The sequence below is a fragment of the Streptomyces sp. TAA204 genome, from assembly GCF_000424965.1.
In genome coordinates this window covers 193580-220358 of the sequence record NZ_AUKW01000004.1, presented here as the reverse complement: position 1 = coordinate 220358, position 26779 = coordinate 193580, and the positions used below count along the sequence as shown (strand labels likewise).

The 26779-nt window shown below is 72.0% G+C and carries 26 protein-coding genes; 17 read left to right on the top strand and 9 right to left on the bottom strand.

Annotated features, from left to right (window positions below):
- Positions 1-6 precede the first annotated feature (6 nt).
- A complete protein-coding gene (locus H343_RS0109305; protein WP_028430903.1) occupies positions 7-1125 on the top strand; it encodes a dipeptide ABC transporter ATP-binding protein in 1119 nt (372 codons plus the stop codon).
- A 148-nt stretch (positions 1126-1273) separates the two neighbouring features.
- Here H343_RS0109305 and H343_RS0109300 read toward each other — a convergent pair whose 3' ends face one another.
- Positions 1274-3580, bottom strand: a complete 2307-nt coding sequence (locus tag H343_RS0109300) for a prolyl oligopeptidase family serine peptidase (RefSeq protein ID WP_028430902.1) — start codon at positions 3578-3580, stop codon at positions 1274-1276.
- A 216-nt stretch (positions 3581-3796) separates the two neighbouring features.
- On the opposite strand from H343_RS0109300, the gene H343_RS0109295 reads away from it, so the two are divergent.
- From H343_RS0109295 to H343_RS0109280, 4 genes are all read left to right on the top strand, one after another.
- Positions 3797-3991 carry a hypothetical protein gene (locus H343_RS0109295; RefSeq protein WP_028430901.1) on the top strand — a complete coding sequence of 65 codons (195 nt, stop codon included), beginning with the start codon at positions 3797-3799 and terminating at the stop codon, positions 3989-3991.
- A 30-nt stretch (positions 3992-4021) separates the two neighbouring features.
- Positions 4022-5005, top strand: a complete 984-nt coding sequence (gene mshB, locus H343_RS0109290; RefSeq protein WP_028430900.1) for an N-acetyl-1-D-myo-inositol-2-amino-2-deoxy-alpha-D-glucopyranoside deacetylase — start codon at positions 4022-4024, stop codon at positions 5003-5005.
- The gene (locus tag H343_RS0109285) at positions 5002-5442 is read left to right on the top strand and encodes a DUF6113 family protein (protein WP_486586835.1); all 441 of its coding nucleotides are present in this window, start codon (positions 5002-5004) and stop codon (positions 5440-5442) included. Before mshB ends, H343_RS0109285 begins: the two co-directional genes overlap by 4 nt.
- A gap of 129 nt (positions 5443-5571) precedes the next feature.
- Positions 5572-7731: a peptidoglycan binding domain-containing protein gene (locus H343_RS0109280; protein WP_028430898.1), complete on the top strand. Its 2160-nt coding sequence runs from the start codon at positions 5572-5574 to the stop codon at positions 7729-7731.
- A gap of 34 nt (positions 7732-7765) precedes the next feature.
- On the opposite strand, the gene H343_RS0109275 is transcribed toward H343_RS0109280, so the two are convergent.
- Both H343_RS0109275 and H343_RS0109270 read right to left on the bottom strand, forming a co-directional pair.
- Positions 7766-8776 (bottom strand): transglutaminase-like domain-containing protein, encoded by a 1011-nt coding sequence (locus tag H343_RS0109275; protein WP_028430897.1) that lies wholly within the window; start codon positions 8774-8776, stop codon positions 7766-7768.
- Entirely contained in the window at positions 8769-9818 is a 1050-nt protein-coding gene (locus H343_RS0109270) for a GNAT family N-acetyltransferase (protein ID WP_028430896.1), read from the bottom strand. The genes H343_RS0109275 and H343_RS0109270 overlap by 8 nt, the downstream gene beginning before the upstream one ends.
- 138 nt (positions 9819-9956) lie before the next feature.
- On the opposite strand from H343_RS0109270, the gene fdxA reads away from it, so the two are divergent.
- Both fdxA and dapC read left to right on the top strand, forming a co-directional pair.
- Positions 9957-10283, top strand: coding sequence for a ferredoxin (fdxA, locus tag H343_RS0109265; RefSeq protein ID WP_027764481.1), 327 nt, complete (start codon positions 9957-9959; stop codon positions 10281-10283).
- 160 nt (positions 10284-10443) lie between these two features.
- On the top strand, positions 10444-11550 hold the full coding sequence (gene dapC, locus H343_RS0109260) for a succinyldiaminopimelate transaminase (RefSeq protein WP_028430895.1): 1107 nt from the start codon (positions 10444-10446) through the stop codon (positions 11548-11550).
- Between the two features lie 90 nt (positions 11551-11640).
- On the opposite strand, the gene H343_RS35855 is transcribed toward dapC, so the two are convergent.
- Together H343_RS35855 and H343_RS0109250 are read right to left on the bottom strand one after the other, a co-directional pair.
- Positions 11641-12135 carry a hypothetical protein gene (locus H343_RS35855; RefSeq protein ID WP_028430894.1) on the bottom strand — a complete coding sequence of 165 codons (495 nt, stop codon included), beginning with the start codon at positions 12133-12135 and terminating at the stop codon, positions 11641-11643.
- A 333-nt stretch (positions 12136-12468) separates the two neighbouring features.
- Positions 12469-13452, bottom strand: a complete 984-nt coding sequence (locus H343_RS0109250) for a VldE C-terminal domain-containing protein (protein ID WP_028430893.1) — start codon at positions 13450-13452, stop codon at positions 12469-12471.
- 51 nt (positions 13453-13503) lie between these two features.
- Between H343_RS0109250 and dapE the strand changes: the two genes are divergently transcribed.
- Positions 13504-14583: a succinyl-diaminopimelate desuccinylase gene (gene dapE / locus H343_RS0109245; protein WP_028430892.1), complete on the top strand. Its 1080-nt coding sequence runs from the start codon at positions 13504-13506 to the stop codon at positions 14581-14583.
- Positions 14584-14815: 232 nt separating this feature from the next.
- Entirely contained in the window at positions 14816-15562 is a 747-nt protein-coding gene (locus H343_RS0109240; protein ID WP_028430891.1) for an LOG family protein, read from the top strand.
- Between the two features lie 177 nt (positions 15563-15739).
- On the opposite strand, the gene folP is transcribed toward H343_RS0109240, so the two are convergent.
- On the bottom strand, positions 15740-16609 hold the full coding sequence (folP, locus tag H343_RS0109235; RefSeq protein ID WP_028430890.1) for a dihydropteroate synthase: 870 nt from the start codon (positions 16607-16609) through the stop codon (positions 15740-15742).
- 175 nt (positions 16610-16784) lie between these two features.
- Here folP and H343_RS29805 point away from each other — a divergent pair, with 175 nt between their 5' ends.
- Positions 16785-17192: a DivIVA domain-containing protein gene (locus tag H343_RS29805; protein WP_078505282.1), complete on the top strand. Its 408-nt coding sequence runs from the start codon at positions 16785-16787 to the stop codon at positions 17190-17192.
- On the top strand, positions 17182-17802 hold the full coding sequence (locus tag H343_RS0109225; RefSeq protein WP_028430889.1) for a DNA-3-methyladenine glycosylase I: 621 nt from the start codon (positions 17182-17184) through the stop codon (positions 17800-17802). Before H343_RS29805 ends, H343_RS0109225 begins: the two co-directional genes overlap by 11 nt.
- 39 nt (positions 17803-17841) lie before the next feature.
- Here H343_RS0109225 and H343_RS0109220 read toward each other — a convergent pair whose 3' ends face one another.
- Positions 17842-18630 (bottom strand): enoyl-CoA hydratase-related protein, encoded by a 789-nt coding sequence (locus tag H343_RS0109220; protein ID WP_028430888.1) that lies wholly within the window; start codon positions 18628-18630, stop codon positions 17842-17844.
- A 308-nt stretch (positions 18631-18938) separates the two neighbouring features.
- Here H343_RS0109220 and H343_RS34110 point away from each other — a divergent pair, with 308 nt between their 5' ends.
- Positions 18939-19106, top strand: coding sequence for a DUF3117 domain-containing protein (locus H343_RS34110; RefSeq protein ID WP_016469583.1), 168 nt, complete (start codon positions 18939-18941; stop codon positions 19104-19106).
- A 315-nt stretch (positions 19107-19421) separates the two neighbouring features.
- Here H343_RS34110 and H343_RS0109210 read toward each other — a convergent pair whose 3' ends face one another.
- Positions 19422-20072 (bottom strand): O-methyltransferase, encoded by a 651-nt coding sequence (locus H343_RS0109210; protein ID WP_028430887.1) that lies wholly within the window; start codon positions 20070-20072, stop codon positions 19422-19424.
- Between the two features lie 203 nt (positions 20073-20275).
- Between H343_RS0109210 and sigE the strand changes: the two genes are divergently transcribed.
- From sigE to H343_RS0109185, 5 genes are all read left to right on the top strand, one after another.
- Entirely contained in the window at positions 20276-21049 is a 774-nt protein-coding gene (sigE, locus tag H343_RS0109205) for an RNA polymerase sigma factor SigE (protein ID WP_078505279.1), read from the top strand.
- Positions 21050-21060: 11 nt separating this feature from the next.
- Positions 21061-22005 (top strand): anti-sigma factor, encoded by a 945-nt coding sequence (locus tag H343_RS29800; RefSeq protein WP_051264866.1) that lies wholly within the window; start codon positions 21061-21063, stop codon positions 22003-22005.
- Positions 22006-22097: 92 nt separating this feature from the next.
- Complete coding sequence (locus H343_RS0109195) at positions 22098-23903, top strand: trypsin-like peptidase domain-containing protein (RefSeq protein ID WP_028430885.1); 1806 nt, start codon at positions 22098-22100, stop codon at positions 23901-23903.
- Positions 23904-24050: 147 nt separating this feature from the next.
- On the top strand, positions 24051-24548 hold the full coding sequence (locus tag H343_RS0109190) for a sec-independent translocase (protein ID WP_028430884.1): 498 nt from the start codon (positions 24051-24053) through the stop codon (positions 24546-24548).
- 206 nt (positions 24549-24754) lie between these two features.
- Positions 24755-25435: a hypothetical protein gene (locus H343_RS0109185; protein ID WP_028430883.1), complete on the top strand. Its 681-nt coding sequence runs from the start codon at positions 24755-24757 to the stop codon at positions 25433-25435.
- A 104-nt stretch (positions 25436-25539) separates the two neighbouring features.
- On the opposite strand, the gene H343_RS0109180 is transcribed toward H343_RS0109185, so the two are convergent.
- On the bottom strand, positions 25540-26727 hold the full coding sequence (locus tag H343_RS0109180) for an Mrp/NBP35 family ATP-binding protein (protein WP_028430882.1): 1188 nt from the start codon (positions 26725-26727) through the stop codon (positions 25540-25542).
- Between the last annotated feature and the right edge of the window lie 52 nt (positions 26728-26779).

Sequence of the window (26779 nt, the reverse complement as noted above, 5' to 3'; positions counted from 1 at the left end):
ACACCAATGAGCGAAGAACTCACCCTGACCAAGCCGCAGAACGACGTGCCGGCCGGCAGCGAGCCCCTGCTCGATGTGAAGGGCCTGACCAAGCACTTCCCGATCATGGGCGGTTTCCCGTTCAAGCGGCAGGTGGGCGCGGTCCAGGCCGTCGACGGGATCGATCTGAGCGTCATGCCGGGCGAGAGCTTCGGCCTGGTCGGCGAGTCCGGCTGCGGCAAGTCCACGACCGGACGGCTGCTGACCCGGCTCCTGGAACCCACGAAGGGGACGATCTCCTACCGCGGGCAGGACATATCGCACGCCAGCCGCAAGCAGTTGGCGCCCGTGCGCTCCGAGATCCAGATGATCTTCCAGGACCCGTACTCGTCGCTCAACCCGCGGCAGACGGTCGGCTCGATCATCGGCGGCCCGATGGAGGTCAACGGCATCAACCCGCCCGGAGGGCGCGAGAAGCGCATCCGGGAGATGCTGGAGACCGTCGGTCTCAACCCGGAGCACTACAACCGCTTCCCGCACGAGTTCTCGGGCGGTCAGCGGCAGCGCATCGGCGTCGCCCGCGCGCTCGCGCTGGAGCCGAAGCTGATCGTGGCGGACGAGCCGGTCTCGGCGCTGGACGTCTCCATCCAGGCGCAGGTCGTCAACCTGCTCCAGCAGGTGCAGCGCGACCTGGGCATCGCCTTCGTCTTCATCGCGCACGACCTCGCGATCGTGCGGCACTTCTCGCAGCGGCTGGCGGTGATGTACCTGGGCAAGATCGTCGAGGTCGGTGACCGCGAGTCGATCTACACCCGGCCGCGCCACCCGTACACCCACGCGCTGCTGTCGGCCGTGCCCGAGGCCACGCTGGGCGACGGCGAGGAGGACCAGCGCGAGCGCATCCGTCTCGCCGGCGACGTGCCCTCCCCGATCAACCCGCCCTCCGGCTGCCGGTTCCGTACGCGCTGCTGGAAGGCGCAGGACAAGTGCGCCACGGAGGACCCTCCGCTGGTGCAGATATCCGGCAACACCGCCGGCCACCTCACGGCCTGCCATTTCCCCGAGGAGGGGTCGACGACGGCCCGCGAGGAGGAAGTCGTCCTCGACACGGCGCTGAGGGCCTTGGAGAGCGAGGGAGAGAAGTAGGGCTCACGGCCCGTCGGCCACGGGCCGCCGACGTGGCCTCCGGGCCGTGGACAGCCTTCGGGGCGCCGTAGCGGGAAGTTCCGCTACGGCGCCCTCCGGCGTCCGTGGCCTGCGGCCTGCGGCCCGTGCGGCCCCGGCCGGACACCGCCTAGGGAACGCCCAGCGTCCGCTTGAGGAAGGCCACTTGGAACAGGAGCAGGTTCTCGGCGATCTGCTCCTGCGGGGTCATGTGCGTGACGCCCGAGAGCGGCAGCACCTCGTGCGGGCGCCCTTCCGCGAGGAGGGCGGAGGAGAGCCGGAGCGTGTGCGCGACGACCACGTTGTCGTCCGCGAGCCCGTGGACGATCAGCATGGGGCGGTGCGTCTCCGCCGCACCGGAGAGGCCCTCGTCGGTGACGAGGGAGGCGCGTGCGTAGACCTCCGGGTCGTCCTGCGGTGTGCCGCAGTAGCGCTCGCTGTAGTGCGTGTCGTAGAGCCGCCAGTCCGTGACCGGGGCGCCCGCGACGGCCGTGTGGAAGACGTCGGGACGGCGCAGCACGGCCATCGCGGCGAGGTAACCCCCGTACGACCAGCCGCGGATGCCGACACGGCCCAGATCCAGCGGATGGCTGCGGGCGAGCGAGTGGAGCGCCTCGACCTGGTCGTCGAGGGTGACGTCCGCGATGTCGCGGGAGAGGGACTTCTCCCAGGCGGGGGAGTGGCCGGGCGTGCCGCGGCCGTCCGCGACGACGACGGCGAAGCCCTGGTCGGCGAACCACTGCGACGTCAGATAGGCGTTGTGCGCGGCCACCACGCGCTGACCGTGCGGGCCGCCGTAGGGGTCCATCAGCACGGGCAGCGGCCCGTCGCTCTCCCGGTGGCCGGTGGGCAGTACGACCGCCGCCGGAATCCCTCGCGTCCCGGTGCGCAGCAGACGCGGTGCCGTGCCGGTCACCGGCTGCGCGGCGTGTGAGGGCACGGTGTCGAGCGGAGTGGTGCGGACGGACGCGACCGTCCCGCCGTCGGCTCCGTCGGCTCCGTCGGCTCCGTCGGCTCCGTCGGCTCCGTCGGCTCCGTCGGTCCCGTCGTGCGTGATGGCCAGGACGCGCACGCGGGCGCCCGCGTGCGAGAGCGAGGAGGTGGCCAGTACGAGGGTGTCGCCGCCGCGCACCGCGGAGGAGACGTGCGCCGCCCCGTCGTCCTCCGCGTCGGTGAGGCGCTCGCAGCCCCCGCAGGAACCGTCCGGGCCGAAGAGGGCGAGGTGCACACCGATGTCGCCGACGCCCCGCCCGGCCTGCGCGGGTGCGTCACCGGCGGGCCGGGCACTGACGGGCGCGGCATCGTGAGACTGCTGCGGCGCCGTGCCCGGGGAAGCGGTGAAGAGGACGCCGTCCGTGCCGACATCGAGCACCGACCGTACGTGCAGCGACGCGGGGGAGAAGGGCCGGTCACCCACCATCAGCATCCGTGCCCCGGACGCGTCCTCGATCCGTACGACCCGGCCGTCCGGCGTCCGGGCGGGCACGCCCGAGAACAGCTCCAGCCAGTCCGAGTCCTGTTCGGCGCGCAGCGTGCTGGTGGTCCCGCTCCCGGTGTCGGCCTCCAGCAGGAGCTGGCTGCGCTGGTCGCGTGCCTGTACGAGCAGCAGCGGCGGACCTGAGGACGACCAGTGGACGCGGGCGAGATACGGGTGAGCGGCACGGTCCCACTCGATCCCGCGCCGCTCCCGGCCGTCGGTGCTCAGCAGGTGGAGTGTCACCTCGGCGTTGGGCGTACCGGCCGCCGGGTAGGCCACTTCGGAGGGCGCCGCCTCCGGGTTGGCGGGGTCGGCGATCCACCAGCGGCGCACCGGCCGTTCGTCGGCGCGTGCGACGAGCAGCCGGTCACTCCCGGGCGACCACCAGAAACCCCGGCTGCGTGCCATCTCCTCGGCGGCGATGAATTCGGCCAATCCGTAGGTGATGCCCTCGTCCTCGGGGGCGGCCAGTTCGCGGTCGTCCGTACCGTCGGAGCCGATGACGCGCAGCGCGCCGTCACAGACGTAGGCGATGCGCTGCCCGTCGGGCGAGAGCCGCGGATCGACGACGGGGGCGGGTGTCTCCAGCCCGCGTGTGTCTCCCGTGCGCAGATCGGTGACGAACAGCCGTCCCGACAGCGCGAACACGGCGTTCTCGACCGCCTTGTCCGTGGCATATCCGACGATGCCCGCCGATCCCTCACGGCTGCGTTCACGGCGGGCGCGCTCCTCGGGGGACAGTTCCTCCTCCGCGCCGCCGAGAAGGCCCTCGGGGTCCGCCGCGACGTACTCCCGGGCGCCGGCCGGCTCGCGCACCCAGAGGAGATTCGCCCGGTCAGTGCCCCCGCGCGAGCGGAGGAAAACCACGCGTGAGCCGTCGGGGGAGACGGTGAACGCGCGCGGAGCGCCGAGGGTGAAGCGTTGGGTGCGTGCGTGTTGCCGGGGGAAGCTGATCGTCATGACGCAGAGGGTAGGCCCCGGCGGGCGCGCGGTGCGGTGGCCGGAACCGAATATGCGCCCCTCCTCTGCATCCGTGCTCCCGCCACATGCCGTCTGACGGATAGTTATGATCCATTGCGTCGTGCGGGAGCCGGGTATGAAGCCGGTGGCCCGCCCGTGTCATGGGCTCACGCTGTCCGGAACCGTTGCCGACCGCGAACTTGGAGGTGAACCGCCGTGGCACTCTCGATTTCGGCGGTCGTGCTGTTCTTGATCATCGTCGTACTGCTGGTGCAGAAGTCCGGGCTCAAAGCCGGACACGCGGTGGTCTGCGTGCTGTTGGGCTTCTACCTGGCCAGCTCTTCCGTCGCTCCCACCATCAGCGACCTGACCACGAACGTGGCGGGGATGCTCGGGGACATCAAGTTCTGACTCCACAGGAGGGGCCGTAGGGTCAGGGGCATGAGCGCAGTCCCTGACCGCCGTCTGCTGCTGGTGCACGCGCACCCCGACGACGAGTCGATCAACAACGGTGCCACGATGGCCAAGTACGCCGCCGAGGGCGCCCACGTGTCACTGGTGACCTGCACCCTGGGTGAGGAGGGCGAAGTCATCCCGCCCGAGCTGGCCCACCTGGCGCCGCAGCAGCCCTCGGGTCCGCCGGCGCCGGCCGGTGCCGGCGGGACGTCCGGGGACGACGGCTCCGGCGGGCTGACCCCGCTGGCGCGTCACCGTATGGCCGAACTCACCCGCGCCATGCGTGAACTGGGCGTGGACGACCACCGATTCCTCGGCGGCCCCGGCCGCTACCGCGACTCCGGGATGATGGGCCTGGCCACGAACGACCGCCCCGGCAGCTTCTGGCGGGCGGATGTCGACGAGGCGGCCCTGCATCTGGTCCCCGTGATCCGCGAGGTGCGTCCCGGGGTGCTCGTCACCTACGACCCGGACGGCGGCTACGGCCACCCCGACCACATCCAGGCGCACCGCGTCGCCATGCGGGCGGCACGGCTGGCGGCGGACCCCCGGTGCGTGCCCGAGGCGGGTGAGGCACACGAGGTGCCGCGGATCTACTGGAACTGTGTTCCCCGCGAGGCACTGGAGAGCGGCTTCGCGCGGCTGCGGCGGGAAGCCGGCCCCGGCGCCGCGGCGGGCTCCGGTGCGGCCCGTCGGTTCCCCGGTGTCGCGGAACCGGCCGATGTGCCGGGGCTGTTGGAGGACCCCGCTCTCGTCGACGTGATGATCGACGGCTCGGCGTACGCGGAGGCGAAGGCGGCTGCGATGCGCGCGCACGCCACGCAGATCAGCGTGGACGGTGACTGTTTCGCGCTCTCCAACGGCCTCGGGCAGCCGCTGCTCAGCACGGAGTTCTACCGTGCGGCGGGCCCCGGAGACAACCGTGGGCGCACCGTCGCAGAGGACTTGTTCGCGGGAGCGGGCGTATGAGCGACTTCAGCCGCAGCGGTGACGGGCGGCCGGGAAGCGGTGTGCCGGCCGAGTGGCCACAGCCGGTGCCCGCCGCCCGGTCGGTGCGCACAGTTGTCTACTTCGTACTTCTCGTGCTCGGTGCGCTGGCCGGTACGGCGGGATCGCTCGTGCAGAGCGGCTGGTTCCCCGGGGGCCTGCTGCTCGCACTCGCGGGGGCGGCCGGACTGTTCTGGGGCGGTGCCAAGTTCTGCCGAACCCGTCTCGGAGCCGCCTTTCCCGGTGTCGGATGGGCGCTGGCCGTAGTGCTGTTGACCTCGGCCCGCCCCGAGGGCGACTTCCTCTTCGGGGCCGGGATCGGTTCATATGTCTTTCTAGTGGGCGGGATGCTCGCCGCTGTGATGTGTGCCACGATCGCGCTGCCGGCACCGCCGGTGCCAGGGCACAAGTACCGCTGACGGAGCCGCTGTCCAGGTGATTTCGTGGGACCGGGTCCCCGGACGGCGACCCCAAGTATGGTGGTGCGCGCCGGCGAGCCGCTCTGGAACAAGCATGATGGGCGGCGAACCCAACCGGGAGTACCTGCTTTGAGTCGTGAAACTGACCGTTCGTCCTCCGGGCCTCATGGCCGTGGCGGCTCGTACCCACCGGGCACCGAGCCGTACGGGCCGGGCGCCGCGGGGGACTCAGCCGACGCCGGGACGGCGCCGGCCGCGGGCTCGGATCCGAACGCGGGCACCGGAGAGCCGCCGAAGGACCGCAAGACCGAGACGACCCTCACCACCCGCATCCGGATCAACATCCCGGGTTCGCGGCCCATCCCGCCCGTCGTGATGCGCAAGCCCGTCAAGGACGACGACGAGTCCGGCGGTGGTTCCGAGGGTGGGACCTCGCAGCCGTTCGCGGCCGGTGACGCGCGTCCGCTTGCCCCACCGGGACCGGCGGCCGGCAGCGGTGCGCCGATTCCCGGGCAGCCGGGCACACCCGCCGCTCCGCACCCGTCCGACGCCTCCAGCGGCGAGTTCACGCAGGAGACCAGCGACTGGTTCGCTCCCCGCAAGGGCAAGGCGACTTCCGGCGGTTCCGGTACGTCCGGCGGCAGCGGAGGTCCCGGTGGCCGGTCGGACTCCGCCGCGTCGCCGGGCAGCGGCGAACCGGCGTACGGCACCAGCGACCCCTACGGTGTCGGCAGCCCTTACGGCGTCCAGGACCCCTACGGCTCCCCCGATCCCTACGACACGGGCGCCTACCCGTTCGGCCGTACCGACACCCCGGCCGACGGCACTCCGGCCGTGGGCGGGCCGGGCAGCGGCGAGCACTTCTCCGGTCCTCCCCGCAGCGCCATCCACGGGCTGCTCGACGACCTGGACACCGGAACACCCGCCGCCGGAGTGCCCCGGGCCGGCGGCCCCGGCGGCGCGCCCGGGCCCACCACCGGCCCGGCGAGCGGTGAGATGCCGCTGGCACCGCGCCCCGACACGGGCACCCCGCCCGGAGAGCCGCCGGTCAGCTCCACCCTCGGACTGGGCACCGGGCCGGCGCCGTTCGCGCCGGGCGGCACCGGCGAGGAGATGTACCGGCCCGGCCGGGGCAGCCGCGAGGGCCACGGCGTTCCGGGCGACCCGGGCGACGACCACGTCGCGAGCGACACGCTCGTCGGCGGGGTGCCGCGCTTCCCCGCAGCGGGGGGCGCCTCCGACAGTTCGCCCTTTGAGAACCCCGGTCAGCAGGACGGGGAGCTGGACGTCCCGGGCCGGGCCACGAGCGCCGACAGCGGCGAGGACGAGCGCTCCGGCGGGCGTTCCAAACTCATGCTCGCCGGGGTCGGCGTCGCCGCGCTGATCGGTATCGCATACGGCACCGGACTGCTGCTCAACCACTCGGATGTCCCGAAGGGGACCACGGTCCTCGGAGTCGACATCGGCAACACGACCAGACACGATGCCGTCAACAAGCTGGACGCGGCGTTCGGCGACCGTACGACGCAGCCCTTCACCATCCTCGCCAACGACGAGAAGGCCCAGCTCAAGCCGAGCGTGGCCGGGCTGACCCTGGACACCGAGGCCACGGTGCGCAAGGTCGCCGGGCGGGACTACAACCCCGTCACCGTCATCGGCTCCCTCTTCGGCGTCCAGCGGGAGGCCGAGCCGGCCCTGCGGGTGGACGAGGAGAAGATGGCATCCGCCCTGACGGACATCTCCAAGGAGACCGGTGACGGCGGCGCCCCCAAGGACGGCATGGTCAAGTTCGTCGACGGCAAGGCGGTCGCCGTCCCCGGCAAGCCGCACAAGGGCATCGACCCGGACAAGGCCGCACCCGCCCTGGAGCAGGCCTACCGCACCCGCGCCGCCACGGGTGACAACAGCCCCGTCGAACTGCCCGTCACGATGCAGCAGCCGAGGATAGGCAAGAAGGAACTCGACCGGGCCATCGAGGAGTTCGGGAAACCGGCGATGTCCGGGCTGGTGACGATCAAGGCCGGGAACGCCTCGATCCAGTTCAGCCCCGAGAAGTCGCTGCCGAAGTTCCTGTCCATGAAGCCGGTCAACGGAACTTTGGTCGACACCTACGACCTGCCCGTGCTGAAGAACCTGTACGGCACGACCTTCGACGGCGTCAGGATCACCCGCGGGGACGGCAGCAAGACCCCCGTCACGCCGCAGGACGTGGCAGGGGCACTGAGGCTCGCGCTGAAGGAGACCGCCCCGTCCGAGCGCGTCCAGGAGATCGAACTGAACGCACGGTGAGCCGGGCTCCTCAGCGCGCGGCCTCCCCGGTCGTTCAGTTGAGCCGTGCCCTGGCCGCCCGCGCCTCGCCGCGCACCGTCTCGGCCGCCGACGGCTCGACCGGCTCGACGACGGCCGCGTAGTCGTCCAGCTCGGCGGCTCCGGTGAGGAATTCGCCGCGTTCGACGAGCAGCCGGGCGTGCTCGTGGCGCAGCCGTGCGGGATGGTGCGGAAGGAGCAGGGACAGCTCCAGCGCCCACAGTTGCACGGCCGACTGTTCGGGACGGGCGGCGGCCCAGGCGCGGATGTTGTTCAGGATGCGCAGGACGATCTCCAGCGGTCCGGCGGGCTGCAGGACGTTTGCCGGTACGCGCGTACCCGCGCCACCCGCGCCCGCGATGAGCCGTTCCACGTCACCGGAGGACAGCTCGCGCCCGCCGCCGTACGGATCAGCGAGGGCGTGCCTGCCGGACGGGTCGCCGAACCCGACGACGAAGTGTCCGGGCAGGCCGACGCCGTATACCGGTGCGCCCGCGCGCCGTGCCACCTCGATCCACACGACCGACAGCAGGATGGGCAGCCCGCGGCGGCGCCGCAGCACCGCCTGGAGCAGGGACGACTCCAGGCGCCGGTAGTCGGCGGCGTCGCCGCCGAAGCCGAACTCCTCACCGAGCAGACGGCGGAGCGCTTCGGCCCACTGTTCCGGAGTGCGTGCGGGGGAGTACGGCAACAGACCGGCGAGCCGGTCGAGTTCGATCTCCGCGTCGAGCACGCCGTTCGTCCCGTGCGGTCCGTCCTGCGGTCCGTCCTGCGGTCCGTCCTGCGGGGCGTTCCGCTGTCCGCGTCCGCTCTCCTGTACCGGCCGTTCCGGCGCTTCCGGCGCTTCCGGCGCTTCCGGCTGTTCGGACGGTGCGGGCCGGTGCCCCGGGCCGACCGGGGGCACCGTCGCAGCCTCGGCACCGATCAGCAGGCACAGCAGCGCCAGATCGGGACGCTCGTCGCGTGCCGCCTCGGCGAAGCGGTGCCGGTTCCCGTTCTCCTCAGTGCTCTCCGCCTCGTCACTCATGCTGATCCCCCTGCGGTGCGCGGCGGTAGTGGTAGGAGTGGTGGTCGGCGAAGCCCAGCCCGTCGTACAGCTCGCGAGCTGCCTCGTTGTCACTCTCCACCTGCAGGTACGCGGCGGAGGCACCCTCATCGAGAGCCCTGCGCGCCAACTCGGCCATCACCGCCGTCGCCAGTCCCCGGCGGCGGCTGGCGGGGGCCACCTCGATCGCGGCGAAGCCTGCCCACCGTCCGTCGACCACACAGCGGCCGATCGCGTCCGGGGAGGCGGAACCGCCGGCGCCGGGCACCTTGGCGAAGAGGACGGACGGACCGCCGGTGAGCACCTTCCACGCCACGCCGGGCTGTTCAGCGGCGCGCCGGTGGAGCGAGAACCATTCCGTGTCCGGTGAGCGGCTGAGCTGCACCCGGCTGTCGGGCTCCCGGTCCGCGAGCGGCGCGAGCGGCGCGATGCGCAGCACCGCGTACCGTTCACCCCTCCAGCCGAGCCGGTCCAGTTCCGCGGTGAGCATCTCGTCGGTCCGCTCGCCGCCGGTGGTGACCTGTACGCGCGGCACCAGCCCGCGCTTTGTGTACCAGCGCTCCACCCGGGCGACCGCCTCGTCGAGCGGAAGGCCCGGATCGTCCAGCGGCAGTACCGAGTTGGCGCGGGCGGTGAACCCTTCGTGCCGCTCTCCCCCGGGATGCCGCGCGGCGCTCGCCCGGAGGGTCCATCCGCCCATCGGCTCCGTCTCCACGGCGGGCCAGCCGCGGGCCGCCACCTGGATGAGTTCGCGCACACCGGCCGCCGGAAGTCCGCGCCGCCGGGCCGGGGCGTCGGGGACGACCTTCCCGGCGACCACCGCCGTCTCCGCGATCGGTACGCTCTGTCCACCACGGCGGGTGATGTGCAGTACGCCCTCGTCCCAGGATGTGAGAACTCCTACGGTGTCCGTGAAGGTGGCGTGCCGTCCGCCGGATTCGGTCAAAGACCTCACGGACACACGTTTCCCCACGTCAGACGCGGTGATCCGGACTTCAAGACGTCCGCCCGTGGTGAATTCCACAGCTCTACCCGCCCCTCCTGTTCGTCTCCGCACCGGGAACGGAGATACTAGGACGGGCATCGACGACGCCGCGCTCCCGCGCGCCCAGCGGCGGAGCCGGACACCGGTCCGCCGGCCCTATTGAGGAGGAACGACAGCGTGACCTACGTCATCGCGGAGCCTTGTGTCGACCTTAAGGACAAGGCCTGCATCGAGGAGTGCCCCGTCGACTGCATCTACGAGGGCCAGCGGTCCTTGTACATCCACCCGGACGAATGCGTCGACTGCGGAGCCTGCGAACCGGTCTGCCCGGTCGAGGCGATCTTCTACGAGGACGACACTCCCGAGGAGTGGAAGGACTACTACAAGGCGAACGTCGAGTTCTTCGACGAGCTGGGCTCCCCCGGCGGCGCCAGCAAGCTCGGCCTGATCGAGCGGGACCACCCGGTCATCGCCGCGCTCCCTCCCCAGAGCCACGACGAGTGATCCACGGGTGAGGCGCCGGGCACCAGTTGCCCGCAGCCTCTGCCCGCGCTCCCTGGCGGAGTTCGGCCGTCCGCGTCTTCGTGGTCCCGCACAGCAAGCCGGCCCAGGCCGGCTGCCGTGCGGGACCACGGTGTCTCACAGCAGAAAGTGAGTTCGTCCCGTGCCCCCTTCACCCGTCTCCGGTCTGCTCCCGGCCTTCCCGTGGGACCGGCTGGAGCCGTACAAGGCCGCCGCGGCGGCGCACCGCGACGGCATCGTCGACCTTTCCGTCGGCACGCCCGTCGATCCGGTCCCGGATGTGATCCGGAGCGCGCTCACCGACGCCGGCGACAGCCCCGGATATCCGACGGTGTGGGGGACGGCCGAACTGCGTGACGCCCTCACCGGCTGGTGCGAACGCCGCCTGGGCGCGTCCGGCATGACACACCGGAACGTGCTTCCGGTCGTCGGGTCCAAGGAGTTCGTGGCGTGGCTGCCGACCCAGCTCGGCCTCGGCCCCGGGGACCGGGTGGCCCACCCGCGCCTGGCCTACCCGACGTACGAGGTGGGCGCCCGGCTCGCACGGGCCGAACCGGTCGTCTACGACTCACCCGTGGACGATCTGGACCCGGCCGGTCTGCGTCTTCTCTGGCTCAATTCGCCCTCCAACCCGACGGGTCGCGTGACGGACGCGGAGGAGCTGACCCGTACGGTCGCCTGGGCCCGGCAGCACGGGGTGCTGCTCGTCAGCGACGAGTGCTACCTGGAGCTGGGCTGGGACGCGGACCCGGTCTCCGTGCTGCACCCGGACGTCTGCGGCGGCACCTGCGACGGCATCGTCGCCGTCCACTCGCTCTCGAAGCGCTCCAACCTGGCCGGATACCGCGCCGCCTTCGTGGCCGGCGACGCGGCGGTACTGGGCGAGCTGCTGCAGGTCCGCAAGCACGGCGGGATGATGGTGCCCGCCCCGGTACAGGCCGCCACGGTCGCCGCGCTCGGTGACGAGGCGCACGTGGCGCGGCAGCGGGACCGCTACTCCGCCCGGCGCACGGCCCTGCGTGACGCTCTGGAGGGCCGCGGCTTCCGTATCGAGCACAGCGAGGCGTCGCTGTATCTGTGGGCGACACGGGACGAGCCGTGCTGGGAAACGGTCGCCGGCCTGTCCGAACTGGGCGTCCTCGTCGCGCCGGGCGACTTCTACGGCCCTGCCGGAGAGCGGTTCGTACGGGTCGCGTTCACGGCGACAGACGAACGTGTGGCGGCGGCGGTGCGGCGCCTGTCGTCGTAAGTACACGCGCGACGAGGGCCGCGGAACTGACGCCGCGGCCCTCGCCGGTGTGCGCCCTGTCCGTGGTCACACGGTGGGCCGCGCGAGCTCTCAGACTCCGAGCCCCAGGTTCTTCACGTTGAGGGTGTTGCCGGGCAGGCCGTTGGCCAGGCCCTCGACCGGCGTACCGCTCTCGGTCGGCAGGGCCTCGGCCGGTGAGGTGCCCTTGGCCGGAGTCTGGCCCGGGGCCTGCGCGTTCGGCACAGCGGCGGTCGCCTGCGGCGCCTGGTCCCGTACGGTCTTGTGGGTCTGGTCGGAGGCCTGGCCCGCGACACCCAGGGCCTCGGGCGCGGTCGTCCCGGTGGCGTTGTCGGCGGCCTTGTCGAGGGTGCCCTTGCTGCTCTTGGGGGTGAGGCCGTGGGCGCTCCGCGCTCCGTCGACGGAGTTGCCGAGGTCCGGGGTGTCCAGGTTGCTCAGCCCGCCCACGTCTGCGGTCGACGGCAGTTCGGCGGCGCTCGCGGCACCGGCCGTACCGACGACTGAGACGGCGCCCGCGGCCGTCAGCAGCACGGTCTTGGCGATCCGGCGCGTGAGAGGGAGGGACATGTTGCTCCTTTGACGGAGAGATCTACTGCTACGGAATTCGTGGTGCCCGCTCTGCCGGAGACTTGCCGGGTCGGGCGCTGTGCCTATCGCCTCGGGAGGCCGGAAAGTTGCGGGTCGCCGGGGTAAAGGATTTGCAATGCGTCACATGATCCGCTCTCCCAAACGGCCTTCCAGGCTGCGAAGTTGACCCGCCGCGGAGGCGCCAAGAAGCGGCATGCGCGGGAGTGTTGGAGCGTGTGAGGGCATGGGGGAGCGACCCTCGCGGCGTCCATCGGACGTGCAAGCAATCCCCCGAAGGTGGAGGCCCCGGAACGTGGCCGGGCCGTGTGTCCTCTACCCGGCGGCCAGCCGCACGCTCACGCCCGTCCGTCCGGGGCCGGGCGCGGCACCGTCCTCGTCCTGCTTGCGCCAGCCCTCTTCGGAGCTGGAGGAGTCCCAGACGCGGTTGCCGTACGAGACCTGGGTGATGCGCAGTTCGGCGGAGTTCGCCACCGCCCAGTGCGCCAGTTCCCAGCCGCGCTGGTCACCGTCTGCGGGAATGCGTACCTCCGGCTCGCCGTCGCCCGCGGGCGCACGGACCGCGTTCTCCCGCAGGTCCTCGCTTCCCCCGCCCCCCTTGCCGGCTGAGGCGGACGCCTGCGGCTTCGCACCGGACAGCACGTCCTCTCCGAACTCCCGTACCAGCCGCTCACGCACCTGCGCCGGGCTGCCCGCCCTGCCGTCACCGCCGCCACGCCCCGTCGTGCAGTTGAACGCGGCGGCACGGCGGCCCGTCAGCGCCGAGGTGAGAAGTGCCGCGTTGGACTCGTGTTTGGCGTACGCCTGCGGGTAGCCGCTGAGCTGTACGCGCTGCGCGGCGACGGTCAGCGGCAGGCGGGAGTAGCCCGGAATCCGCACGAGACGGTCGTAGAACTTCCCCGACGCGTAGACGGGGTCCTGGATCTGGCGCTCGGTGCCCCAGCCCTGTGAGGGCCGCTGCTGGAACAGTCCGAGCGAATCGCGGTCCCCGTGCGCGATGTTGCGCAGCGAGGACTCCTGCATGGCCGTCGCGAGCGCTATCGTGACGGCCCTCTCGGGCAGGTCGCGCCGGGAGCCCACGGCGGCGATGGTGGCGGCGTTGACCGCCTGTTCCGGTTCGACCTCGTAGTCCTCCGAATGCGCTCCGGCCGTGGCGACGGTGCACCGCGCGGGGCCGGTACTGCCGGTGACGTACCGTGTCACCACATAACCGGCGAGGACGAGCAGCACCGCGCACGCCGCTGCCAGTCGCAGGGCCCTCGCGCGGGAATTCTGGGGACGGGAATCGGAGCGGGACACGGGCACAAAGGTAGCCGGTAGGCCAACAGGCCCCGGCCGTAGGCTTGGTTCATGCCGCACCACACACTCGACCTGCAGCAGGACGCCGCCTCTCTCACCGCGCGGCTCGTCGACATCCCCTCGGAGAGCGGAGGGGAGCGGGCGATCGCCGACGCCGTCGAGGCCGCACTGCGCCCGCTGCCGCACCTGAGTGTCGACCGGCACGGCAACAACATCGTCGCCCGTACGAACCTGGGCCTGCCCGAACGGGTCATCCTCGCCGGGCACATCGACACCGTGCCCGTCGCGGAGAACGTGCCCTCACGCCTCGACGAGGACGGCGTGCTGTGGGGCTGCGGCACGAGCGACATGAAGGCGGGCGTCGCGGTCCAGCTGCGCATCGCCGCGACGGTGCCGGAGCCCAACCGCGACCTGACCTTCGTCTTCTACGACAACGAGGAGGTCGCCGCCCACCTCAACGGCCTCGGCCACATCGCCGACGCCCACCCCGGCTGGCTCGCCGGTGACTTCGCCGTACTGCTGGAGCCCTCCAGCGGACGGGTCGAGGGCGGCTGCCAGGGCACGCTCCGCGTCGAGCTGCGCACCACGGGGCTGCGCGCGCACTCAGCGCGGAGCTGGAAGGGCTCCAACGCGATCCACGCCGCGGCGCCCATCCTGTCCCGGCTCGCCGCCTACGAGCCGCGTCGGAAGGTGATCGACGGGCTGGAGTACCGCGAGGGGCTGAACGCCGTACGCGTCGAGGGCGGCGTCGCGGGCAACGTCATCCCCGACGCGTGCACCGTCACCGTCAACTACCGCTACGCGCCCGACATCGACGAGGAACAGGCCGTCGCACACGTGCGGGAGGTCTTCGCCGGCTGCGGCGAGTGGGAGATGACGGTCGACGACACCTCGGGCGGCGCGCTGCCCGGGCTGTCGCATCCGGCGGCGAAGGCCTTCATCGACGCCGTCGGCGGCGAGCCGCTGCCCAAGTACGGCTGGACGGACGTCTCCAGGTTCAGCGCCCTCGGTGTGCCCGCCGTGAACTACGGGCCCGGCGACCCGAACATGGCGCACAAGCGCGACGAGCACGTGGAGACGGCGAGGATCCTCCACTGCGAGGACCGTCTGCGTGCATGGCTGACGGCCTGAACGGCGCACCGGCCGCACCGGTGGCGTTACGGGGTGGTGGCGGTTCGGGGCGGTGGTACGCGCGGCGGCGGTACGGCGGCACGAAGAGCGGCAGGCGGACGTTCCCGTAGAGCGTCACAGGACGGACGGACACCGACTCGGTGGCGGGGATACCGCTGTGCGTCACTTCTGCCCGTCCCGTCCCTGCGTACGCTGAACCAGAATGATCGCAGTCGGCCGGAGGGAGCAGGAGATGAGCAGCCCGGAGCGGGGAAGAGGGCCTCGGGAGCAGCGTCTGGGGCCGGTCGTGCGCCGCCGCAAGCAGATGCAGACCGAGACGACCGACCAGCGGCTGCTGGACACCACCGGGCCGTCCGACTGGGTGCACGAGGATCCTTGGCGGGTGATGCGGATCCAGTCGGAGTTCGTGGAGGGCTTCGGCGCCCTCGCCGAACTCGGTCCCGCCATCAGCGTCTTCGGCTCGGCCCGTACGCCCCTGGACTCGCCGGAGTACGAGGCCGGCGTCCGGATCGGGCGGGCGCTCACCGAGGCCGGCTTCGGCGTGATCACGGGAGGCGGCCCCGGAGCGATGGAAGCCGCCAACAAGGGCGCCCTGGAGGCGGGCGGCACCTCGGTCGGGCTGGGCATCGAGCTGCCCTTCGAGCAGGGCATGAACCAGTACGTCGACATCGGCGTCAACTTCCGCTACTTCTTCGTGCGCAAGACGATGTTCGTGAAGTACGCGCAGGGGTTCGTGGTGCTGCCGGGCGGCCTGGGCACCCTGGACGAGCTGTTCGAGGCGATGACCCTGGTGCAGACACGGAAGGTCACCCGCTTCCCGATCGTCCTCTTCGGCAGCGAGTACTGGCAGGGGCTGATCGACTGGCTGCAGGGCTCGGTCGTCGCGCAGGGCAAGGCGTCCGCGCGGGACGTGGACCTCTTCCACGTCACGGACGACATCGAGGAGGCCGTCGCGGTGGTGACGAAGGAGGCCGGGTGAGCCGGTTCCCCGGCCTGCCCGGGGCCGGGTGAGGCGCTTCCCCGTGATGTCCGTCCGTGCCCTCGTGAAGGCGGTGGAGGGCGTGAAAGCCGTGTCCGCCGGACGCCGTGCCGCCCAGACCGGCACGGACGGACGGGCACGGACGGACGGGCACGGACGGACCGGCATGCAGGCGGCTCAGGCGAGCCCGCGCCGGGCCACCGCCGGCGGACGGTGTCCCGCGATCGACGCCACCATGTCGAGCACCTGCCTGGTCTCGGCCACCTCGTGGACACGGTAGACCCGGGCACCGAGCCACGCCGACACCGCGGTCGTGGCGAGGGTGCCGGTCAGCCGTTCCTTGACCGGCTTGTCCAGCGTCTCGCCGACGAAGTCCTTGTTCGAGAGCGAGACGAGCACCGGCCAGCCCGTGCGTGTCATCTCGCCCAGCCCGCGCGTGGCCTCGAGCGAGTGCCGCGTGCTCTTGCCGAAGTCGTGTCCCGGGTCGATGAGGATGCCGTCACCGCGCACTCCGAGCGCGACGGCACGTTCGGCCAGCCCGAGTGTCACATCGAGGATGTCGGCGACCACGCCGCCCTCACGGTCGTAGCGCACCCGGTGGGGGCGGGTACGGGGTTCGGCCCCGCCCGCGTGCGTGCACACCAGGCCGGTGCCGTGCCGCGCGGCGACCCCGGCCAGTTCCGGATCGACGCCTCCCCACGCGTCGTTGATCAGATCGGCGCCCGCGGCGCAGACCGCTTCGCCGACCTCGTGCCGCCAGGTGTCGACGCTGATGACGATGTCCGGGTAACGGCGGCGGACCTCCGCGACGAAGCCCGCGGTGCGCCGGACCTCCTCCTCGGCGGTCACCTCCGCGCCCGGACCCGCCTTCACACCCCCGATGTCGATGACGGCGGCCCCCTCGGCGACCGCCTGCTCGACCCGCTCCAGGGCGGGCTCGTCGCGGAAGGTGGCGCCCCGGTCGTAGAAGGAGTCCGGCGTCCGGTTCACGATGGCCATGACCACGCTCTCGTGCGGGCCGAACTCGCGTGTCCCCAGGCGCAGCATCCGCCATCCTCTCGATCGGCACAGGGGGTTCCACGCCGGTTCCGCCCCGACGCCGACCTTAACCGGCTCCCCGTGGCCGTCCTTGGGGCGACCGGGACGAGGTGTCGGCGGGGCGTGGCACGATGCGGGGAGCACAGACAGCCTTAGTCATCTGGACGGACGTCGGGGAGTTGGCGTGTTCTGGTTCCTGTTGATCTCGCTTGCCGTGGTCGTCGCCGCGGTCACGCTCGCCGTGGTGGGCAGCGGCGGCGACGGACCGGGCGGCGCCGCTCTCGGGGGGCTCGCCGACGCTCCGCCCGACGAACTGGACGAGCCGCTGCCCGCCGGCCGCCCGGTCAGCCGTGCCGACGTGGACGGGCTGCGCCTTCCGGTCGCCGCCCGCGGGTACCGGATGCAGCAGGTCGACGACATCCTGGACCGGCTCGCCGCCGAGCTCGCCGAGCGTGACTCCCGCATAGCCGAGCTGGAGTCCGCGCTGGCGGGCGCACAGGCGGCGGCGATGGGCCGTGGCTCCGCAGCTGGGCACCCCGCCTGGGGCGGGGAGTTCGGCCGGGGCTCCGAGGAGCGGCGCGATGAGCGCTGAGGGCGGTGCCCTGCCCGGGCCCGACGGTCGGCTGCGCTGCCCCTGGGGCCTGACGGCGGAGGACTACACCGAGTACCACGACACCGAGTGGGGCCGTGAGGTCCGCGGTGACGACGCACTCTACGAGCGGCTGTGCCTGGAGGCTTTCCAGTCGGGGCTCTCCTGGCTGACGATCCTTCGCCGCCGGGAGGGCTTCCGTGCCGCCTTCGCGGGGTTCCGGATCGAGGAGGTGGCGGCCTTCACGGCGGCGGACGAGGCCCGGCTGCTGGCCGACGCGGGCATCATCCGCAACCGCGCGAAGATCCAGGCCGCCGTCGGCAACGCGAGGGTCGCCGCCTCGCTCGGCGAAGGCGGACTCGACGCGCTGATCTGGTCGTTCGCGCCCGGTCCGGAGCGTGACCCGGTGCCCCGTGCGCTCGCCGACGTCCCCGCCGTGACGGCGGAGTCGACCGCGCTCGCCAAGGACTTGAAGAAGCGGGGCTTCCGCTTCGTCGGCCCGACCACGGCGTACGCACTGATGCAGGCGTGCGGTCTGGTCAACGACCACCTGGCCGGCTGCTGGGCGCGCGACCGCGCGCGCGACGACGGGCGCGGGGGAGGCGCCGCGTGAGCCGCGGCGTCCCGCCCGGGGCCGGGGCACCGCCCGGGGTCACCGCCCTGTGAAGCGCGGCTTCTCCTTCTTCACGAAGGCCTCCACCGCCGCCCGGTGATCCTGCGAGGCACCGGCCCGCACCTGGAGTTCCGCCTCCTTCTCCAAGGTCTCGGCCAGGGTGTGACCGGCGCCGAAGGCCAGCGACTCCTTGATCGCCGCGTAGGCCGCCGTCGGCCCCTGGGCGAGCTGCTGAGCCACCGCCGCGGCCTGGTCGGCCAGCTCCGCGTCCGGTACGACCTTGTGCGCCAGGCCCAGCTCGAGAGCCTCGGCCGACCGCACGTTGCGCGGGAAGAGCAGCAGGTCCGCAGCGCGGCCGGGGCCGACAAGCCGGGGCAGCGTCCAGGAGATGCCCGAGTCCGCGGTGAGCGCGATGCCGGCGAAGGAGGTGTTGAAGGCGGCGGACTCCGCGAGCAGCCGGTGGTCGGCGGCGAAGGCGAATCCGGCGCCGGCGCCCGCGGCCACGCCGTTGACGCCCGCCACGACCGGCTTCGGCATGCCGGCGATGGCGAGCGTGATCGGGTTGTAGTGCTCCCCGACGGTGCTGAGGGCGTCTCCCGGGCGGTTCTCCAGAGCGTCGATGTGTTCCTTGAGGTCCTGGCCGACGCAGAAAGCGCGCCCGCTGCCCGTCAGTAGCACGGCCCGTACGGCTTCGTCCGCCGCCGCCCGGCGAAGTGTGTCGCGCAGAGCCGACTTGAGCTCGCTGTTGAGCGCGTTCATCGCATCGGGGCGGTTGAGGGTGATCGTCGCGAGACCCTCGGTCACGTCATAGAGCACGGTGTCCGACATGGGGCCAGCATGGCCCAGATCATCGGGCACCGACAGGGTGTCACCGGAGGGTCGGCCTCCGCCGGGATGTGTGAGGTCCGTGCGGATCGGAGCCGGACGCGGGGACATCCGGTGGCTGGAGCGGAGCAGTATCGCAGCCTCACCGACGGAATGGGTGGTTTTGTGTGAGAGCGAGGCAGAAGTGATGCGACCTCTTGTTGGTCATCGGGTCCTGCCATGCGGGATAATGACCGAGGAGCAATGTGTTCGATGCCGGTGACACGCGAGTTGTCGGCTGCGATCAGCTGGTTTCAGGAAGGGGAACGAGCATGGCGGCCATGAAGCCGCGGACGGGTGACGGCCCGCTCGAGGTGACCAAGGAGGGGCGGGGCATCGTCATGCGCGTTCCGCTCGAAGGCGGTGGGCGACTCGTCGTCGAGCTGACCCCGGATGAAGCGACTGCGCTCGGCGAGGAGCTGAAGAAGGTCTGCGGCTGAACGCCCGGACAGCCGACGCACGGCTGCGGCAGACCGACGACCGGACGCCTTCCGTGGGCCTTCCACTGCCCCGGAGCACGCATGGTGCTCCGGGGCAGCTGCGTGGGCGTCCGGCCGAACAGCGCGGAACCCAGAACCCAGAACCCAGAACCCCGAACGAATGCGGAACGCGGAAAGCAGCATGTGACCGGACGCCGGAGGCGCACTCCGGAGGTGCATTCCGGACGTACGGTGTGATGTGTCACATGTGCCGTGCCGCACGGGTCTCACGTGCCTCACGTGACGGACGCCTTCAGCGCCTGACGGCGCGGCCCCTCAGCGCCTGACGGCGCAGAGCAAGCCGTCGCCCACCGGCAGCAGTGACGGCACCAGCGCGGTGCTCTCCCGTACGGCGCGCAGCAGTTCGCGCAGTCTGAGCACCTCGGTCGGCTGCGCCGCCGAATCGACCGTACGGCCGTTCGCGAAGACGCCCTCGAAGCAGACGAGGCCGCCGGGGCGCAGCAGGCGCAGTGCTTCGCCGAGGTAGTCGAGGCACTCGGCACGGTCACCGTCGCAGAAGACCATGTCGTAGCCGCCGTCGGCCAGGCGGGGCAGTACGTCCAGGGCGGAGCCGGGGATGAAGCGCGCGCGGTTGCCGACGAAGCCGGCCTCGCGGAAGGCGTGCCGGGCGAACTGCTGCTGTTCGGGGTCGACGTCCACCGTCGTCAGCACCCCGTCGTGGCGCATTCCGGCCAGCAGGTGGATGCCGGAGACGCCGGTGCCGGTGCCGATCTCCGCCACCGCCTTGGCACCCGCGGTGGCGGCCAGCAGACGCAGGGTGGCGCCGGTCGCGGCGGAGACCGGGCGCACGCCTGCCTGCCGGGCCCGCTCACGGGCCCAGCGCAGTGCCGCGTTCTCGGCGTCGTCGACGAGCTCGGCGCCGTAGGCGTCGGCGAACGCCCAGTTCGACTGCCGGTTGCCGGTAATGGCCCTCTCCTGTCCCCGTCCTCCACCGCAACGGTGACTGTATCCGCTGCCCCGGGAACCCGCTGATGGGACCGGGCGTTGAAATGGGGTGGAAGGTGTGTGTGGACGTCCGGGGGGAAACGGTGACGTCGGTGGGGGAAGCGGAGCGGCGGGATCGAGAGCCGGTCAAAAGTGCTTATCCGGAGCTAACGGGCGAGGTGGCTATGGTAGGGGCTCCACTGGACACCACCAGAGCCGACAGGGGAGGTGCGGCTGCTGTCCGGGACCGTGGAATGCTCAAGCGTTTCCGCAGGTCTGCGGGCGAGCCGAAATCCGTGAGCGACATTGCTGACCAGGGCCACGCCGCCGATTCCGCGATCACGGCGACTTTCGACACCGACGCGGAGAAGCAGGCATGGACGCCTCCCACGTGGGAGGAGATCGTCAGCACGCACAGCGCGCGGGTCTACCGCCTCGCCTACCGCCTCACCGGGAACCAGCACGACGCGGAGGACCTCACCCAGGAGGTCTTCGTCCGTGTCTTCCGTTCCCTGTCGACGTACACACCCGGCACCTTCGAGGGCTGGCTCCACCGCATCACCACGAACCTCTTCCTGGACACGGTGCGGCGCAAGCAGCGCATCCGCTTCGACGCCCTCGCCGACGACGCCGCGGAGCGCCTGCCCAGCCGTGAGCCCACCCCTCAGCAGCACTTCAACGACACCCACTTCGACGCCGACGTGCAGCAGGCTCTGGACACGCTAGCGCCGGAGTTCAGGGCCGCCGTGGTCCTCTGCGACATCGAGGGGCTGTCGTACGAGGAGATCGCCGCGACGCTCGGCGTGAAGCTGGGCACCGTGCGCAGCCGAATCCACCGGGGACGTTCGCAGCTGCGCAAGGCGCTGCAGCACCGCTCGCCGGAAGCGCGGGCGGAGCAGCAGCGTGCCTTGAGCGCCGCGGCCCCCGCCGTCGGAAGCGGGGAGGTCGGTGCCGCGTGAGTGGCACGGACATGGGACGTCAACTGCCGCTCCGGGAGAGGGAGCTCACTCCCGCCGAGCAGCATCTCGGCGACCGCCTCGCGGCCCTGATCGACGGCGAGCTGGGTCATGACGCACGCGAACGCGTGCTGGCCCACCTGGCGACGTGCCGCAACTGCAAGGCGGAGGCCGACGCTCAGCGCCGCGTGAAGAACGTCTTCGCCGACACCGCGCCGCCGCCCCCCTCGGACGGCCTGCTGGCGCGGCTGCAGGGGCTGCCCGCGGAAGACCCCCTGGACCCGCGGGAGCGCACGTCCGCCGACGACGAGGACCGCTTCGACGGCCGCGGCGGTGGCGGCCACTCCCCCTGGACCTTCGACTACCTGCGGGGCGGGCGCGGCAGCAGCGCTCTCTCCCCCGACCGCGGCTTCCGTATACACGAACCGGACCGGGTGTCGTGGCGCAGCCGGCGTTTCGCCTTCGCCGCGGCGGGTGCCGTCTCGCTGGCCGCGCTCGCGCTCGGAGGCGGGCTGGGCTCCGGGAGCATGGCGGGAAGCTCACCCGCCGCCGCCAAGGGCGACTCCCAGGGTGCGTCCGCCAGTTCGGTGCGTACGTCGACGGCCGCCTCCGGTGCCGAGCGTGACCGCCGCCGCCGTGACGGAGGTGCCGGGGCGAGCGAGGAACGCGCCGGCGGCGCCCAGAGCGTGAGCACGACGTCCGCCGGTACGGCCGGCGCACCGGTCAAGGCTGGCCGCGACGCCGCGTTCCACCGCGCCGCTCCCTGGGCCGCGCCTTCCGCGCCCCCGGCGGCGAAGAGCGAGCGGGAGAGGGACTATCCGCTGCTGCGCAACGCCCTCTTCGCCTCGACGCCGTCGTCCGCGCTGCCCGGCGTCACCTACAACTCCTACGGCACCGAGCCCCGGGAGAGCGCCCCCCGGTCCTCTCCGGCCGGCACCGCGGCATCGCCCCGGGGCTGACGCCCGGCTTCGCTGCGTCCCTCCACCGGACCTGATTGAATTCCGGTGGGGCGAGGGCGATTTGCCCTGCGGGGCGGACAGTTGGAGAGAGCATGGACGAGGGGAAGGCCACCGGGTCGCAGCCGAGGTGGTGGAGCCGTCCACGCCGGAATCCACGCGGGGCGCAGTCGGCAGCTCCCGCGGCGGCACCGCCGTCCCGGGACGTGGAGCAGGACGCGTCCGGCGACGCGGCGGCGGGCGGAGCCGGGACACCGGTGCCCTCCGCGGTGCCGACCGCGGACGAGCCGGACGCCCTTCCCGCAGCCGCACGGGACGAGGCCGCACAGCCCGAGCCCGTACAGCCCGAGCCCGTACGGTCCGAGGCTCAACCGCTGCACGGCGTCGACCCGTACGGCACGCCGCCCTACGGCGGGCCGGGCCCCTGGGCTCTCGCCCCGCTCGTCCAGCGTCCGACGGCGACTCCTGCCCATGGCGTCGCGGTTCCCCCGGCCACGACGCCACCGCACGGCACGAACCTCGCCGCGCCGCCCTCCCCGCCTCCCGGCGGTGCCACGCCCACGCACGGTACGCACGTCCCGGCGCCCGCTTCCTCCGAGCCCTCCGCGCACTCTGTGCTCCCGCCCACCTCGCCTCCCTCGGTCCCCCCGGTCCCCGCGGAGGCCGGCGGACGGCCGCCCTCCGCGCATCCGCCGCTGTCCGAGCGGCCCTCTCCCTCGCTGCGCTACGACCCCTGGGCTCCGCCGGCCCCCGACGCGGCACGCGGCCGGAGCCGCCTGCGCAAGCTGCGCGGCCTGCGTGGGCGGACGGTCGCCGGAGCGCTCGTCCTGGCCGTGGTCTCCGGCGGCACTGGCGGCCTGGTCGGGGCACACCTCGAACGCGACGGAGGCGTCAGCGAGGTCGAACTGCCGCAGGCGGCCGCGGACAAGAGTGCCCGGCGGGCGGCCGGCAGCGTGGCGGGCATAGCCGAGCGGACGCTGCCCGGGGTCGTCACCCTTCATGTCGGCGGCGGGGAGGGGGAGGCCACCGGCACCGGTTTCGTGCTCGACGAGCGCGGTCACATCCTCACCAACCACCACGTGGTCGAGTCGGCCGCCGCAGACGGCGCAGTCAGGGTCACCTTCCACGACGGCCAGTCCACCGAGGGAGATGTCGTCGGCACCGACGGCGGCTACGACCTCGCCGTCGTCAAGGTCTCGGGAGTCTCCGGCCTCGACCCGCTGCCGCTCGGCAACTCCGACTCCACCAGGGTCGGAGATCCCGTCGTGGCCATCGGTGCTCCCTTCGATCTGGAGGGTACGGTCACCTCCGGCATCGTCAGCGCCACGAACCGTCCCATCACCGCCGGCGGCGACGCGGAGGGCGGTGGGACCAGCTATGTGGACGCCCTCCAGACGGACGCGCCGATCAACCCCGGCAACTCCGGCGGTCCCCTCGTCGACAGCCGGGGCCGTGTCATCGGCATCAACAGCGCCATCAGGGCGGCCGGCAGCGGTTCCGGGCTCCCCGGGGGCGGCGACGGCGGCAGCATCGGCCTCGGCTTCGCCATACCCGTCAACCAGGCCAAGCGCGTCGCCGAGGAGCTGATCAACGACGGGAGGGCGACGCACCCGGTCATCGGAGTCCGGCTGGACATGGCCTACGCCGGTGACGGCGCACGTGTCGAGCGGTCGGACGCGGGCGGGAAGCCTGTCGTGCCCGGTGGCCCGAGCGACAAGGCGGGCATCGAACCGGGTGACGTCATCACGCGCGTAGACGGTGACGAGGTGCACAGTGCGGAGGAGCTGATCGTGAAGGTACGCAGCCACCGGCCGGGCGACCGTCTGGATCTGACCCTGCGCAGGGACGGTGACACACGCTCGGTGCGGCTGAAGCTCGGATCGGCGGGTGACGAGGGGTGAGGACGGGTGACCTTTCCGCGAGGGGTGAGGACAGGTGACCTTCGGCGGGCGGATGCCGAGGCGGGCTCCCACCCGGTGCGTCACTGCGGGTACCGTGAGGAAGGGCCGTACTGCCCGCGAATCCACGAGGGATGAGGGAGCTGCAAGGTGTTCTTCGACATAGGACCCCTCGAGCTGGTCGCGCTCGTCATCCTCGCCGTGCTCATCTTCGGGCCGGAGAAACTGCCCAAGGTGATCCAGGATGTCGCCGGGTTCATCCGCAAGGTGCGCGCGTTCTCCGACAACGCCAAGGAGGACATCCGCTCCGAGCTGGGGCCGGAGTTCAAGGACTTCGAGTTCGACGACCTGAACCCCAAGAACTTCGCGCGCAAGCACCTCCTCGACGAGGACGATCTCGGCATCAAGGAGATCCGCAACGGCTTCGACTTCCGCAAGGACGTGGCGGATGTCACGGACGCCGTGAACGGCAGCGAGAGCAGCGGCGCGAACGGCTCCTCCGGCAGCGGCGGCAGCAGGAACGGCGGCCGCGCGAACCTGCGGAAGGGCGAGGGCACGGGCGTGGCGACGTCCGACCCGCTCAGCAAGGAGCGCCCGGTGAGCGGGCCGCGGAGCGAGCCGCCGCCCTTCGACGCCGACGCCACCTGAGCCTCTCGGTTCACGCCGCGCACCGCTCGCACCATCTGCCTCATCGGCTTCACCTGAGAGGCGCATCTCACGTCCCCGATGTCGGTCCGATGTTTGGTCAAGCCCGTAACCGAGACCGCGTGTGGCTATCCTCCCTGTGTCCGGGGTTCGCCGTCCGAGGGGGGCAGGCTGCCCGTGGCACAGGGCAATGAGGAGGCGTCGCGCAGATGGAGACGACGAGTCGGGTGGCCGGGGAACCCGGGCCCGCCGTGCCGGAGGAATCCGGTGCAGAGCGGGCGATGGACGGGTTCTTGACGGCTTCCTTTCCGTGGTACGGCCTCGATGAGGCGTTCACCGGCCCGCGCTGGCTGATGCAGGTCGGCTCGACGGCGGACGGCACGGTCGAGCATGGTTCGACGGGTCACGGCGAGGTCCCCTCGCTCAAGGTGGAGGCCAATCCGGAGAACCAGCGTTTCGCGGTCACGGTCACGGTCGCCAGCCGTCCCGTACGGCGCAGTGCGGACGGGACGGGCGTGCTGGAGGCCACCTCGGTCTCCACGGCGGCGTGGCTCGCGGGTTCGGGTCTGCTGTCGTGCACGTGGCCGCAGGAGATGGAACGCGGACTGCGGCAGGACTGGCTCGACCAGCAGACCGGGGTGGCCTGGGAACTCGCAGACGACCTGGGTGGCACCGGCTGGTCCACGCTGACCCTGCCGGTGGACGGTGTCCCGACGGCCTTCCACTACCGCGAGTCCGAGTACGGGTGGGTACTCGCGGGCGCGGCGCAGGAAGGCGTGCACATCGGGGCGTACGGGCGGGGGATGAGCGCGTACGGCCTGGGCTTCGCCGTCGTCAAGGACATCACCGCCTATCAGCGGGAGGGTGAGGGCTCCGGCCCGCAGCGCTGACAGGCACGTGAGCCACGTAAGGGGCGCCCTCCCTGGAGAGGGCGCCCCTTACGCATGGCCGCGACCGCCTCTGGGGCGGCCCGCACGGCCGGCGGCCGTACGGCTCAGAACTTGTTGCTCGGCGTGAGACCGAGTGACATTCCCGACAGACCGCGCTGCCTGGCGCCGATCTTGTCCGCCACGGACCGCAGGGCCGCGCCCGCGGGGGAGTCCGGGTCGCTCAGCACCACCGGTTTGCCCTCGTCGCTGCCCTCGCGCAGCCGCAGGTCGATCGGGATGCCGCCCAGCACCGGAACGTCGGCGCCGGTGGTCTTCGTCAGGCCCTCCGCGACGCGCCGGCCGCCGCCCGTACCGAAGACGTCGATCATCTCGTCACAGTGGGGGCAGGGCATCCCCGACATGTTCTCGATCACACCGACGATCTTCTGGTGGGTCTGCACGGCGATGGAGCCCGCGCGTTCGGCGACCTCCGCGGCGGCCTGCTGCGGCGTGGTCACGACGAGGATCTCGGCGCTGGGCACGAGCTGCGCGACGGAGATGGCGATGTCGCCCGTTCCGGGGGGCAGGTCGAGCAGCAGTACGTCCAGGTCGCCCCAGTAGACGTCCGCGAGGAACTGCTGGAGCGCGCGGTGGAGCATGGGGCCGCGCCAGACCACCGGAGCGTTGCCCGGCGTGAACATGCCGATCGAGATGACCTTCACACCGTGTGCCGACGGCGGCATGATCATGTCCTCGACCTGTGTGGGCCGCCCGTCGGTGCCCAGCATCCGGGGGATCGAGTGGCCGTAGATGTCGGCGTCGACGACGCCGACCTTCTGGCCCTCGGCGGCCAGCGCCGCCGCGAGGTTCACGGTCACCGAGGACTTGCCGACACCGCCCTTGCCGGAGGCCACGCAGTAGACGCGCGTCAGCGATCCCGGCTGCGCGAAGGGAACTTCACGCTCTGCCTTGCCGCCGCGCAGCGAGGAGGCCAGCTCGCGCCGCTGCTCGTCGCTCATCACATCGAGTTCGACGCCGACGCGGGTGACGCCCGCGACGCCCTGAACGGCCTCGGTCACGTTGGCGGTGATCGTCTCGCGCAGGGGACAGCCGGAGACCGTGAGGTAGATCCCCACGTCGACGCCGCCGTCGGGCGCGATGTCGATCGATTTGACCATGCCGAGATCGGTGACGGGCCGGTGGATCTCCGGGTCGTTCACCGTCGCGAGGGCGGCGCGTACCGCGTCCTCGGTGGGAGCGGTCGCTGCGGGAACCCCCTCTTGTGCGGAGTCCGGGGGAGTGTCGGTAGCCATGCCGAAATGGTACGGCCGTGCCGCCGTACGCCCGAAGGCGCGGGGAGTCTGA

Bases quoted from the DNA above. Each gene is read 5' to 3' on its own strand.
- dapE (WP_028430892.1), top strand. From the start codon at position 13,504: ATGCCGCACCACACACTCGACCTGCAGCAGGACGCCGCCTCTCTCACC.
- H343_RS0109240 (WP_028430891.1), top strand. From the start codon at position 14,816: ATGAGCAGCCCGGAGCGGGGAAGAGGGCCTCGGGAGCAGCGTCTGGGG.
- H343_RS0109180 (WP_028430882.1), bottom strand. From the start codon at position 26,727: ATGGCTACCGACACTCCCCCGGACTCCGCACAAGAGGGGGTTCCCGCA.
- H343_RS29800 (WP_051264866.1), top strand. From the start codon at position 21,061: ATGGGACGTCAACTGCCGCTCCGGGAGAGGGAGCTCACTCCCGCCGAG.
- H343_RS0109185 (WP_028430883.1), top strand. From the start codon at position 24,755: ATGGAGACGACGAGTCGGGTGGCCGGGGAACCCGGGCCCGCCGTGCCG.
- H343_RS0109300 (WP_028430902.1), bottom strand. From the start codon at position 3,580: ATGACGATCAGCTTCCCCCGGCAACACGCACGCACCCAACGCTTCACC.
- sigE (WP_078505279.1), top strand. From the start codon at position 20,276: ATGGTAGGGGCTCCACTGGACACCACCAGAGCCGACAGGGGAGGTGCG.
- H343_RS0109285 (WP_486586835.1), top strand. From the start codon at position 5,002: ATGAGCGACTTCAGCCGCAGCGGTGACGGGCGGCCGGGAAGCGGTGTG.
- H343_RS0109275 (WP_028430897.1), bottom strand. From the start codon at position 8,776: ATGAGTGACGAGGCGGAGAGCACTGAGGAGAACGGGAACCGGCACCGC.
- H343_RS34110 (WP_016469583.1), top strand. From the start codon at position 18,939: ATGGCGGCCATGAAGCCGCGGACGGGTGACGGCCCGCTCGAGGTGACC.
- H343_RS0109195 (WP_028430885.1), top strand. From the start codon at position 22,098: ATGGACGAGGGGAAGGCCACCGGGTCGCAGCCGAGGTGGTGGAGCCGT.
- H343_RS0109305 (WP_028430903.1), top strand. From the start codon at position 7: ATGAGCGAAGAACTCACCCTGACCAAGCCGCAGAACGACGTGCCGGCC.
- H343_RS35855 (WP_028430894.1), bottom strand. From the start codon at position 12,135: ATGTCCCTCCCTCTCACGCGCCGGATCGCCAAGACCGTGCTGCTGACG.
- H343_RS0109220 (WP_028430888.1), bottom strand. From the start codon at position 18,630: ATGTCGGACACCGTGCTCTATGACGTGACCGAGGGTCTCGCGACGATC.
- H343_RS0109225 (WP_028430889.1), top strand. From the start codon at position 17,182: ATGAGCGCTGAGGGCGGTGCCCTGCCCGGGCCCGACGGTCGGCTGCGC.
- folP (WP_028430890.1), bottom strand. From the start codon at position 16,609: ATGCTGCGCCTGGGGACACGCGAGTTCGGCCCGCACGAGAGCGTGGTC.
- mshB (WP_028430900.1), top strand. From the start codon at position 4,022: ATGAGCGCAGTCCCTGACCGCCGTCTGCTGCTGGTGCACGCGCACCCC.